Source organism: Flavobacterium mesophilum, from assembly GCF_039581405.1.
Classification (GTDB): Bacteria; Bacteroidota; Bacteroidia; order Flavobacteriales; family Flavobacteriaceae; genus Flavobacterium.
Genome location: NZ_JBCPXZ010000003.1, coordinates 937308 through 950210 on the forward strand (window position 1 = coordinate 937308; position 12903 = coordinate 950210).

9 protein-coding genes are annotated in these 12903 nt (G+C 35.2%); 7 read left to right on the forward strand and 2 right to left on the reverse strand.

Annotated features, from left to right (window positions below; all coding sequences use genetic code 11):
• Positions 1–148: 148 nt before the first annotated feature.
• Together panD and panC are read right to left on the reverse strand one after the other, a co-directional pair.
• Positions 149–499, reverse strand: coding sequence for an aspartate 1-decarboxylase (gene panD / locus AAYQ19_RS13025; protein ID WP_008465481.1), 351 nt, complete (start codon positions 497–499; stop codon positions 149–151).
• Positions 500–513: 14 nt separating this feature from the next.
• Positions 514–1392 carry a pantoate--beta-alanine ligase gene (panC, locus tag AAYQ19_RS13030; protein ID WP_343536795.1) on the reverse strand — a complete coding sequence of 293 codons (879 nt, stop codon included), beginning with the start codon at positions 1390–1392 and terminating at the stop codon, positions 514–516.
• Positions 1393–1470: 78 nt separating this feature from the next.
• Here panC and AAYQ19_RS13035 point away from each other — a divergent pair, with 78 nt between their 5' ends.
• From AAYQ19_RS13035 to AAYQ19_RS13065, 7 genes are all read left to right on the forward strand, one after another.
• Complete coding sequence (locus tag AAYQ19_RS13035; protein WP_132987792.1) at positions 1471–2277, forward strand: glycogen/starch synthase; 807 nt, start codon at positions 1471–1473, stop codon at positions 2275–2277.
• Positions 2278–2295: 18 nt separating this feature from the next.
• The gene (gene bamH / locus AAYQ19_RS13040) at positions 2296–3996 is read left to right on the forward strand and encodes a BamH family beta-barrel-assembly machinery protein (RefSeq protein WP_343536796.1); all 1701 of its coding nucleotides are present in this window, start codon (positions 2296–2298) and stop codon (positions 3994–3996) included.
• A 9-nt stretch (positions 3997–4005) separates the two neighbouring features.
• Entirely contained in the window at positions 4006–5856 is a 1851-nt protein-coding gene (gene glmS, locus AAYQ19_RS13045; RefSeq protein WP_343536797.1) for a glutamine--fructose-6-phosphate transaminase (isomerizing), read from the forward strand.
• Positions 5857–6160: 304 nt separating this feature from the next.
• Complete coding sequence (locus tag AAYQ19_RS13050; RefSeq protein ID WP_343536798.1) at positions 6161–8968, forward strand: TonB-dependent receptor domain-containing protein; 2808 nt, start codon at positions 6161–6163, stop codon at positions 8966–8968.
• A gap of 95 nt (positions 8969–9063) precedes the next feature.
• Positions 9064–10608, forward strand: a complete 1545-nt coding sequence (locus tag AAYQ19_RS13055) for an SGNH/GDSL hydrolase family protein (RefSeq protein ID WP_343536799.1) — start codon at positions 9064–9066, stop codon at positions 10606–10608.
• Positions 10609–10842: 234 nt separating this feature from the next.
• Positions 10843–12354 carry a F0F1 ATP synthase subunit beta gene (gene atpD, locus AAYQ19_RS13060; protein WP_026727486.1) on the forward strand — a complete coding sequence of 504 codons (1512 nt, stop codon included), beginning with the start codon at positions 10843–10845 and terminating at the stop codon, positions 12352–12354.
• 82 nt (positions 12355–12436) lie between these two features.
• Positions 12437–12718 carry a F0F1 ATP synthase subunit delta/epsilon gene (locus tag AAYQ19_RS13065; protein ID WP_343536800.1) on the forward strand — a complete coding sequence of 94 codons (282 nt, stop codon included), beginning with the start codon at positions 12437–12439 and terminating at the stop codon, positions 12716–12718.
• The last annotated feature ends 185 nt before the right edge of the window (positions 12719–12903 follow it).

Consider the following 12903-nt stretch of genomic DNA (forward strand, 5'->3'; position numbering starts at 1 on the left):
CAATATAATACTTTATTTGCTTTTTGGTAATTTGGGGTTAAAAAAAAGCAATGATTTCCTACGTTAAATTTTTTAATTTAAGGCATAAGAAATCTGTTTGTGCAAAAAGGATTTGACAAATAGGGGTAAAATAAGTTTAAAACTAGATTTATGTTAACGAATTATCGTTTTCGTTAGGAAAAATAATCCACGGCTTGAAGGTTTTAGCTTCTTCAAAATCCAAAGTTGCATACGAAATGATGATGATGATATCATCTTTTTGAACCTTTCTTGCAGCTGGACCATTTAGTGTGATTTCACCTGAATTTTTTTCACCTTTTATAGCGTACGTTTCAAAACGTTCGCCGTTGTTGATGTTAACGATAGATACTTTTTCGCCTTCAATAATATTTGAAGCTTCGAGAAGTGTTTCATCAATAGTAATGCTGCCAATATAATTTAAATCGGCACCAGTAACTTTTACTCGATGAATTTTTGATTTTATAACTTGAATTTGCATGCTGCAAAGGTAATTTAATTTAATGAAATGGTGTCAATTAACCTTATAGAATTAACAAATACCGCTATAAACGCACGATATTTTTTATCATTAATTTTATGATCAATTGGTAATAATGTAGATTCGTCAGCAATCACGAAATATTCAAGGTCAAATCTTTCGTTGTCTTTGAAGGCGTCTTCTACAAATTTGATGGTTTCTTCTGGAGTTCCTTTCTGAAAAATTTCTTTAGCTTCGGTTAACGTTTTGTAGATTATTGAAGCTTCTTTTCTTTCTTCTGCAGTCAAGCGCTCATTGCGAGAACTCATAGCTAAAAGATTATCTTCTCTAAAAATAGGACAACCTACAATGTTTACAGGCAAATTGTTTTTTTCGACCATTTTTTTGACGATTTGCAATTGCTGAAAATCTTTTTCGCCAAAATAAGCATTGGTTGGGTTTACGATTTCAAAAAGACGTTTTACGATGGTTCCAACGCCGTTAAAATGCCCTGGTCTGAATTTTCCTTCCATCTGATTTTCTAAACCGTCAAAATCAAATGTTTGAGAAATTGTATTTCCTTCGTAAATATCTTCGACAGAAGGAGCATATAAAATTATTTTGTCACTTAATCCTCGCATTTTTTTCACATCCTCTTCAAGAGTTCGAGGATATTTTTCTAAATCTTCTGGATTGTTGAATTGAGTAGGGTTTACGAAAATACTTACAACTGTATCGTTGTTTTCTTTTAGTGATCGCTGCATTAAAGCCAGATGCCCTTGGTGTAAAGCTCCCATGGTTGGTACAAATCCGATGGTTGAATTTGCTGTTTTGATAGTCTTCAAATAAGCTATCAAAGCTACTTTACCGTAAAAAATATGCATGGCAGTATTATTAAAATTTAGTGCAAACATAATATATTAGTTATAAACTGCATAAAATTTTGTAATTTTGCGACGTTTTTATTACCAAAAATTAAGTAAAATACTATTATGAAAGATAAGAGGATATTATATGTATCATCTGAAGTCGTGCCTTATTTGGCTGAAAATGAGGTTTCTTTAATGTCTTATGACGTTCCGAAAATGATTAATGATCAAGGAGGTCAGATAAGAATTTTCATGCCAAGATATGGGAATATCAATGAGAGAAGACATCAATTGCATGAAGTGATCAGGCTTTCTGGAATGAATTTGGTAGTGAATGATTTAGATATGCCATTGATTATCAAAGTCGCTTCAATTCCTAAAGAAAGAATTCAGGTTTATTTTATTGATAATGATGAGTATTTTAAGCGTAAGGCAACTTTTGCTGACGAGGAAGGTGCGTTGTATCCTGATAACGATGAGCGCGCGATCTTTTTTGCCAAAGGAGTTGTTGAAACCGTTAAAAAACTAAACTGGGTTCCAGATATTATTCACGTTCATGGCTGGTTGGCGGCAATGCTTCCAATTTATATGAAACATTATTATAAAAATGAAGCTTTGTTTTCTGAAACTAAAATTGTGACATCGGTTTACGGACAGTCTTTCGATGAGAATTTGGATATGGAAATGATCAACAAAGTTAAATTTGATGGTGTGCCTCATGAATCTGTTGCTGATTTGGAAGTTCCAAACTATGAGAATGTTTTAAAAGCAAGTATATTGCATTCAGACGCTGTTATTATTGCATCTGAAAATGTTTCCCCAAGTTTAACAAAATTTATAGAATCTTCAGGAAAACCTTTTTTACCTTTCACCCCGAAAGATGCGTTCGCTGAGGCGTATACGAATTTCTATAGAAAAATGGGTCTTTAATTAACTTTAAATTTAAACATGTATAATACTTCTTTTATTAAGAAAATTCTAGTGGCAGCTACGGTTGTTTTTTTATATTCCTGCGATAGAGATTTTAATGCGATTGGTGATGATATAATTGGAGATAATCATTTTGATTTGGCACCAGAGAAATATGATGTTTTGGCTTATAACCAAGAAGTAACGCCTGTTCAGTCAAATGGATTGGCGACAAATGCTTTAGGTATTTATGATAATCCCGTTTTAGGTACAACTATTGGAAATTATGCTACTCAAGTAACTTTATCAGAGTATGCTCCTACGATTGGTGAGGCTCCTGTTATTGATAGTGTGTATTTGAGTGTTCCTTATTTTAATCACGTAGTAGCTACAGATGCGACTACTGGAGCTCGTACATTTGAATTGGATTCTGTTTTTGGACCAGCAAATGGAAAATTGAATTTAAGTATTTATGAGTCTGGCGTTCAAATGCGTAGCAATTTTTATGATAATGGTACGCAATTGCCACAATTGTATTATACAGACGAAAATGCAACTTTTGATACTTATAAAATTGGATCAAGATTAAATGATTCAGACAACAAAAAGCAAAATTCGGAGTTCTTCTTTGATAATTCTGAAATCACTGATAAGACTGTCGATTCAAATGGAAAAGCTACATTAAGCAAAGTGGCGCCAGAAATGCGATTGATGCTGAATAGTCAGTTCTTTATGGATAAGATTTTAAAAGCTCCTGCTGAAAAATTGGCAAATGCAACTGTATTTCAAGATTGGTTTAGAGGATTGTATTTTAAAGTAGAAAGATCGGGAGCTAATCCTGCAAATATGGCTTTGCTTGATTTTGCAAAAAGTGGTAAAATTACAATCAAGTATAAGGCTAAAACAGCAAGTACTACTGATGGTGATGCGACAGAGGATAAGAGTATTGTGATTAATTTGACAGGTGCCACGGCAAGCCTTCAGCAAGATACTAAAAGTGCTAGTTATGCTAGCGCAATAAGTGACTCAAATATAAATAGGACGCAGGGAGACGAAAGTCTTTACATTAAAGGCGGTCAAGGATCTACTACAATAATTGAGCTTTTTGGAAAGACAGATGCAATAGGTTATAATAAGAGTGATGTTTTGGTGAGTAAGCCTAATGGTGTTCCGGATATTTTGGATGAAATGAGACACGATTTTAGAACTAAAAAATGGAGGGTAAATGAAGTTAATTTAGTTTTTAATATTGATGCGGACAAGATGGCTGTGAAAGGCTCAGACGGTCTTCAGGCAGAAGAGCCAAAAAGAGTATATCTATATGATATGACCAATAATGTGCCTTTAGTAGATTATTCGGATGGAACTACAGGTGCATTGGCAAACAATCCTAAGGCTACCAAATATGTTTTTGGCGGTATTTTAAATATTGATTCTAATACTAAAAGAGGAAATTATTATAAAGTAAGAATTACGAATCATGTTCGAAATCTTATAAAAGATACAACGGCCGTTAATGTGAAATTAGGGTTGGCTGTAACAGAAGATATTGGCGTAATTACTTCTAATAAACTGAAAAACAAAATAGCAATACCAGGTACTAGCCCGGTTGAATATTTTACAGATGCGCCTAGAGGTTCAGTTATGGGTCCGTTAGGGACAATATTATATGGAGGAAATTCAAATGTTCCTGAAGATAAAAGACTGAAACTCGAAATTTACTACACGAAACCAAATTAATAAATATATATGTGTGGAATTGTTGGATATATTGGCCATAGAGAGGCGTATCCTATTGTTATCAAAGGATTAAAACGACTCGAATACAGAGGTTATGACAGTGCCGGTGTTATGTTATTTGACAACGAATCTGGAGTAAAACTTTGTAAAACAAAAGGTAAGGTTTCGGATCTTGAGGCTAAAGCGCAAGATAGTTTGAAAACAAACGGAACAATTGGTATTGGGCATACGCGTTGGGCGACCCACGGAGTACCAAATGATGTAAATTCGCATCCGCATCTTTCTAATTCTGGTGAATTAGTTATTATTCACAACGGAATTATTGAGAATTATGCACCGCTTAAAGAGGAATTAATCAAGAGAGGTTACACTTTTAAGTCGGATACAGACACAGAAGTTTTAGTAAACTTAATTGAGGAAGTTCAGAAAAAAGAAAATATTAAATTAGGAAAAGCAGTTCAGATTGCTTTAAATCAAGTTGTGGGAGCTTATGCAATTGCAGTTTTTGATAAAAAGAATCCTGACGAAATTGTTGCGGCAAGACTAGGAAGCCCTTTAGCGATTGGTGTTGGTGACGGTGAGTATTTTGTTGCCTCTGATGCTTCTCCTTTTATTGAGTATACTTCAAATGCGATTTATCTTGAAGATGGTGAAATGGCAAATATCAGATTGCATAAACCTCTTAAAGTTAGAAAAATTAAAGATGACTCATTAGTAGATCCTTATATTCAAGAACTTCAAATGAATTTGGAGCAAATTGAAAAAGGAGGCTACGATCATTTCATGCTTAAAGAAATTTACGAACAACCAAGCGTAATCAAAGATACTTACCGAGGAAGACTTCATGCAAATGAAGGGATTGTTCAAATGGCAGGTGTTGAGGATAATCTTGAAAAGTTCTTAAATGCAAAAAGAATTCTAATCGTAGCTTGTGGTACTTCATGGCATGCAGGTTTAGTTGCAGAATATATTTTTGAGGAGTTCACACGTATTCCTGTTGAAGTAGAATATGCTTCTGAATTTAGATATAGAAATCCTATTATAAACAAGGATGATGTAGTTATTGCAATTTCTCAATCGGGAGAAACAGCAGATACTATGGCTGCTATTAAATTGGCAAAAGAAAATGGTGCTTTTGTCTTTGGAGTTTGTAATGTTGTTGGTTCTTCTATTTCGAGAGAAAGCCATGCGGGTGCTTATACACATGCTGGGCCAGAAATTGGAGTAGCTTCTACTAAAGCTTTTACTACTCAGATCACAGTTTTGACTATGATTGCGTTAAAGTTAGGAAAAGCAAAAGGAACTTTGACAAACAGCGATTTCCATGCTTATTTACAAGAATTAGAGATAATTCCAGACAAAGTAGCTGAAGCTTTAGAAACTAATGATCGTGCTAAAGAAATTGCGGCAGCTTTTAAAGATGCGCCAAACTGTCTTTATTTAGGTCGTGGTTATAACTTCCCTGTTGCATTGGAGGGAGCTCTTAAGTTAAAAGAGATTTCATACATTCATGCAGAAGGTTATCCAGCAGCAGAAATGAAACATGGTCCGATTGCTTTAATTGATGAGCATATGCCGGTTATTGTAATTGCTCCTAGTCAGGGTCACTACGATAAGATTGTAAGTAACATTCAGGAGATTAAATCTCGAAGCGGTAAAATTATCGCGGTTGTTACAAAAGGAGATACTCAAGTTCGTGAACTAGCTGATTATGTAATTGAAATTCCTGAAACTTCAGATGCATTGTCTCCGCTTATCACGACAATTCCATTGCAATTGCTTTCTTACTATATTGCGGTTATGAGAGGTTGTAACGTAGATCAGCCACGTAACTTAGCAAAATCAGTTACTGTAGAATAATATTTTATTACATATTAAATGTTAAAAAAGCGAGATTTTGGTCTCGCTTTTTTTTATTGTCGAATTTTTTTTCTGACCCCCTTATTTTTATTGAATCCTCATTTTTTTAATCAAATTTTATATGTATGCATACTATTTAAGATTTGGATTGCCTTGTTGTTGCTGTAAATTGAATAAAACACAATGTGAAAAAGTTAAAATACTAACAAAATTTATGCGTTATATTAATTTTTTTTAACGTTTTTTTATTAATCTCAAAAATATTTGTATTTTGGCTATATAAACTAACCAAAAACTTACCCAAATGAGAGTGTATTTACTGATTATGTTGTTTTTCTGTGGAGTTTCTTTTGCGCAGAATACAATTACTGGTTCTGTTACCGATAGTAACAAACAATCTATTCCTGGTGCCAATATTAATATTGTAGGAAGTTCAACTGGAACTTCAACTGATTTTGATGGTACGTTTAAGTTGAATACCACTTCAAAACCGCCTTTTACTATTAAGGTTTCTGCTATTGGTTTTGAAACAAAAACAATTAGTGTTACATCATTAAGTCAGAAAATTGATGTAGTGTTAAAAGATGAGGAGAATAAATTAGACGAAATCGTGGTTTCGGCTTCTAGAACTCCAGAAAGAATTATTGAGTCGCCAGTTACTGTTGAAAGAATGGGGATTCAGGAAATTAAAAACACTACAGCCGCAACTTTTTATGATGGTTTAGAGAATTTGAAAGAGGTGCATTTTAATACCAGCAGTATTTCATTCAAGTCGGTTAATACGCGTGGTTTTGCTACAGTTGCAAATACTCGTTTTATGCAATTAGTGGACGGAATGGATAACTCATCACCAGCATTAAATTTTGTTTTGGGGAATTTAATTGGTGTTTCTGATATTGATGTTGCAAGTGTTGAGCTTTTGCCTGGTGCATCTTCAGCACTTTATGGAGCAAATGCATTTAATGGTATTATGTTTATGAGCAGTAAAAGCCCTTTTACAAATGAAGGAATAAGCGTTTACTATAAGTACGGACAAACATCTCAGGATGCTGCCGGCACTAACGATTATAATGATTTCGGAATTAGAGCAGCAAAAGCATTTACAGAAACTTTTGCGATGAAAGCTAATTTCACTTACATGGAAGCGACAGAATGGATCGCTGCAGATAAAAGAAGTATGACAGCTGGTGGTGATAGCCATGCGGTAAATCAGAATTATGATGGATTGAATATTTATGGTGACGAGGTGACTACATTTCTTCCAAATGTTGGGCAAGTAAGTAGAACGGGATATCGTGAGCAAGACTTGACTGATAATAAAGTTAAAAGTATGAAAGCGGATTTCAGTGCTCATTTCAAACCTTGGAAAGACGATACTGAATTTATTCTTCAATATAAAATTGGAACAGGAAGTACAATTTATCAAGGTGCTAACAGATATGCCTTAAAAGACTTCTTAATGCAACAAGGAAAATTTGAGGTAAAAGGGAAAAACTTTTTTGGTAGAGTTTATTTTACAAGTGAAGATGCTGGAGATTCTTATGACATGAGATTTGCGGCTTGGAACGTAAACAGAGCGGCAAAATCAGATACTAACTGGTTTACGGATTATGCAACAGCTTTTCAACTGTCATCTGCTTCCTTAGGCTTGAATTCAAACGATGCAGCAATTTATGCAAGAAATTTTGCGGATTACAATGTTTCTCCAGGTCTTGGGTTGACTCCTAATATTGATCCAGCTAATCCAAGCGCTCCAAGATCGCCAAGGTTTGAGCCGGGTTCAGCTCAGTTTAATAGTGCACTTGCTAAAGTTATTACCAATCCAGATTTAACACAAGGGGCTAAATTTATTGATCATTCGAAATTATATCATTCAGATGTGAATTACAATTTTAGGGATATGGTTAAATGGGCAGAAATTCAAGTAGGTGGTTCTTGGAGAAAATACATCATGGATTCTGAAGGAACAATTTTTACTGATTATGATGGTCCAATTGAGTACAAAGAATACGGAGCTTATGCGCAATTGCAAAAAAAATGGTTAGACGACAGATTGAAATTCACTGGATCTTTGCGTTATGACAAAAGCCAAAATTTTGATGGAAATATTTCGCCAAGAGTATCGTTTACATACGCTGCGGGAGAATCAAAAAGACATAATTTCAGAGCGTCATATCAAACAGGTTTCCGTAACCCAACAACGCAAGATCAATATATTGGTTTGGATTTAGGGCCATTTGCTTTAATTGGCTCTGCACCTGAAAACTTAGATAGATTCCAAGAAACAATGCCGGTTAGTGCGGCTGGTCAAGCAATGGGAGCTCCTGCGACTGTTAATTTATCAGGTCAAAATGCATATCACAATGCATATACATTGGCTTCAGTTCAGGCGTTTGCGGCTTCTGCAAATCCTGCAGATCTTCAAGTGGCTAATATTGGTTTGGTTAAACCAGAGCAAGTTCAAGCTTTTGAGGTTGGATATCGTTCTGTGGTTCAAAATGATTTGTCAATCGATTTGAATGCTTATTACAATATTTATAATGATTTCATGAATACTGCAAGAGTAATTTCTCCTTACTACGGTACTGTAGGGACAAATCCTGCTGATCCAAATGTTCAAATGACTTATGCGGCATTGGCTTTTGGTGATAGAAGAGTGTATCAGGTTTATACAAATACAACTGCACAAATTTCATCATTTGGTTTTGGAGTTGGTTTATCTAAAAAAGTTTATAAGGATTTTGAAGTTGGTGTGAATTATAACTACGCCCAATTTGATTTTGATCAGTCAGAAGATCCTGGTTTCGTGGCTGGATTCAATACGCCTAAACACAGGATTAAAGCTTCTCTTGGAAATGCAAAAGTGGCTAAAAATTTAGGATTTAATGTGAATGTGAGATGGAATACGGAGTATTTATGGCAATCTTCTTTCGGAGACGGAATGATTCCAGAAAACACAGTTCTTGATGCACAAGTTAATTATGGTTTGCCAAAACTTAAATCAGTTATTAAAGTTGGAGCGACAAACCTTTTCGGAAAAGATTATATTCAAGTAATTGGAGCTGGAGCAATTGGACAGATGTGGTTTGCTTCTTGGACAATCAATCCATAATTTGAAGAGGTAGGTTTAATGAGGTAAGGTTTTCTTTCTGTTTCCCTTATGAAAGTTAAATGGAAAGAGGTATTAATTTTTAAATTTTTAAAGACATGAAAAAAAATATAAAATGGCTTTTATTGGTTTCTTTAACCTTTATGGCGTGTAATAGTGATGATAATGATACGCCAGCGGAAGTTCCAGTAGTTCCGGGATCGGCAGTTTTTACTAAATACGTAGCGCTTGGTGATTCTTTCGCGGCAGGATATAGTGATAATGCCCTTTTCAAAAAAGGTCAGGAAAATGGATACCCAAATATTTTGGCAAAACAATTTTCTGCCGCTGGAGGAGGAGCTTTTGCAATTCCTTATGCAAATGATAATATAGGAGGACTGTTGTTTAATGGTGTTTTAGTTGCTGGGCCACGTCTTTACTTTAATGCAGCAACAAGGACTCCAACACCTGTGTCTGGAACGCCAACAACAGAGGTAACAGCGCATCTTACGGGACAGTTTAATAATATGGGAGTTCCGGGTGCTAAAAGTTTTCATTTGATAGCTGCTGGATATGGTAATGCAGCCGGAGTTCCTTCTGGTGCTTCAAATCCTTATTTTGCAAGATTTGCTAGTACTCCAACAACAACAGTTTTGGCAGATGCCTTGGCTCAATCGCCAACATTCTTCTCATTGTTTATTGGAGGGAATGATGTTTTAGCTTACGCAACTTCTGGTGGAATTGGAAAAGATCAGACTGGTAACATGGATCCTAAAACTTATGGAGGGAATGATATTACGGATCCAACAGTTTTTGCAAATGTATATTCTTCTTTGGCTACTGCTTTATCGGCAAATGGAGCAAAAGGGGTTGTGGCAAATCTGCCATATATTACTGCTTTGCCTTATTTTACAACTGTTCCTTATAATCCGCTTACGCCTAAATTATTGACAGGTAAAATCCCGACACTGAATGCACAACTATATGGTCCGTTAAAACAAGCTTTGACTGCCTTTGGTGCAGGCGATAGGATTAATTTGTTGTCTGAAACTGCTTCAAATCCTTTATTGATAAAAGATGAAAGCTTGACGGATTTGGCTCCTCAATTGACAGCAGCTTTTACTCCAACATTAGGAGCCCAGACTGCGGCTTTTTATGGTGCTGTTTTTGGGCAAGCAAGACAGGCTAAAGCAACAGATTTAGTTGTGTTGACTGCTCAGTCAGATATTGGTACTGCTCCAACGCCTCTTAACTCAGGAATTGGAATTGCTCCTCCGGCACCATTAAATTCATTTGGAATTACTTATCCGTTACAAGATAAACATGTGCTTATTCCGTCAGAGACAGCGGCAGTAAAAAAAGCAACAGATGCATACAATGCAACAATTGAATCTGTAGCAAAATCAAAAGGTTTGGCTTTTGTTGATACAAAAACAGTATTGACTCAATTGTCAAGCGGCGGAATTAGATTCGGAAACTTTACAATGACTTCTGCTTTTGCAGTTGGTGGTGCTTTCTCATTAGATGGAGTGCATCCAAGTGCTAGAGGTTATGGTTTGATTGCTAATATTTTTATAGATGCTATAAATGCACAATATGGTTCTACATTGCGTCATGTTGATTTGGCTACATATCCAGGTCAATATCCGCAAACAATTCAATAAAGCCAATTTTTTTTAGTAAGAAAGTCACTCATTTTTAAAATGCAGTGGCTTTTTTTTATGGTGTTAAAATTTGCTGTTTTAGTTATTTGAAGCCCAACTTTTAGGAATCAAACAAAATCATAGTATTTTTTATGAAAAAAAAATTGATTTTATATTTTAAAAAATTATCTTTGCGCTCTGAAAAAAGAGGTATTTTCGATAAACCTAAATAGCTATTTAATAAATACATAAGTAATGTCAAAAGTAATAGGAAAAGTTGCTCAAATCATTGGACCAGTAGTTGACGTAGTTTTCAACGGTAAAGATGTTGAACTTCCAAAAATTTATGATTCATTAGAAATCACGAAAAAAGATGGAACTTTATTAGTTCTAGAAGTACAATCTCACATTGGAGAAAACACTGTACGTACAATCTCTATGGACTCTACAGACGGTTTGTCTAGAGGATATGAGGTAGTTGGAACTGGTAATCCAATCCAAATGCCAATCGGTCCAGATGTATATGGAAGATTATTTAATGTTGTTGGAGATGCAATTGATGGTTTAGGTGAATTGCCAAAAACTGGAGAAAACGGTTTGCCAATCCACAGACAAGCTCCAAAATTCGAAGATTTATCAACTTCATCTGAAGTTTTATTTACAGGTATCAAAGTAATCGATTTGATCGAGCCTTATGCAAAAGGAGGTAAAATTGGATTGTTTGGTGGTGCTGGTGTTGGTAAAACAGTATTGATTCAGGAGTTGATCAACAATATCGCTAAAGGTCACGGTGGACTTTCAGTATTCGCTGGAGTAGGTGAAAGAACACGTGAAGGAAATGACTTGCTTCGTGAGATGTTAGAGTCAGGAATTATTAAATATGGTGATGATTTCATGCACTCTATGGAAAATGGAGGATGGGATTTGTCTAAAGTAGATATGCCAGGAATGAGAGAGTCTAAAGCTACTTTCGTTTTCGGACAAATGAATGAGCCACCTGGAGCTCGTGCACGTGTGGCACTTTCAGGATTATCTATCGCTGAGTATTTCCGTGATGGAGCTGGATCAGACCAAGGAAAAGATGTATTATTCTTCGTTGATAATATCTTCCGTTTTACACAAGCAGGTTCTGAGGTATCAGCACTTTTAGGACGTATGCCATCTGCGGTAGGTTACCAACCAACATTGGCAACTGAGATGGGTGCTATGCAAGAGCGTATTACATCTACAAACAAAGGATCTATTACATCTGTACAAGCGGTTTACGTTCCTGCGGATGACTTAACTGACCCGGCGCCGGCTACAACTTTCGCGCACTTAGATGCAACAACTGTATTGTCTCGTAAAATTGCTGAGTTAGGTATCTATCCTGCGGTTGACCCGTTAGATTCTACTTCAAGAATTTTGACTCCACATATCTTAGGAGATGAGCACTACAATTGCGCACAAAGAGTAAAAGAAATTCTTCAAAAATACAAACAATTACAAGATATCATCGCGATCTTAGGTATGGAAGAGTTATCTGAAGAAGATAAACTTGCAGTATCTAGAGCACGTCGTGTACAACGTTTCTTGTCTCAGCCATTCCACGTAGCAGAGCAATTTACAGGTATCCCAGGTGTATTAGTTGATATTAAAGATACTATCAAAGGTTTCAACATGATTATCGATGGTGAGTTAGATCACCTTCCAGAAGCAGCTTTCAACTTGAAAGGTTCTATTCAAGATGCAATCGAAGCTGGAGAAAAAATGTTAGCTGAAGCTTAATAATAATTATGAATTATGAGTTATAAATTATGAGTTTCATCTCACTTATAACTCATAACTTATAACTCATAACTATAAAAAAATGATTTTAGATATAGTATCACCAGAGGCAAAATTATTTTCAGGAGAAGTTACAGCAGTTACTTTGCCTGGAGTTGATGGAAGCTTTCAAATTTTGAATAATCACGCTCCTATTGTTTCTATTCTAGAAAAAGGAACTGTAAAAATTGCAGCGCCTAGCTTTAATTTTTCTAAAGAGGTAGCAGATAAATTTACGAAAGTTAATGACCAAACTTACACATTAGAGATTAAGTCAGGTACAATCGAAATGAAAGACAACAAAATAATTGTTTTAGTTGACTAAAACAGTTTCAGAATAAGTTAAAAAGCCAAACAGTTTTGTTTGGCTTTTTTTATTTTTTTACTTTTGAACTATTAAAATCTCTTTATAAAATATTGATTTTGTTGTAAAAGCTCAGTAAGCTTTTGCGTTTTCGCTTTTTCTGACTGATTGAGCGCAAATTATTTATGTCAAATTTTATAAAGAAT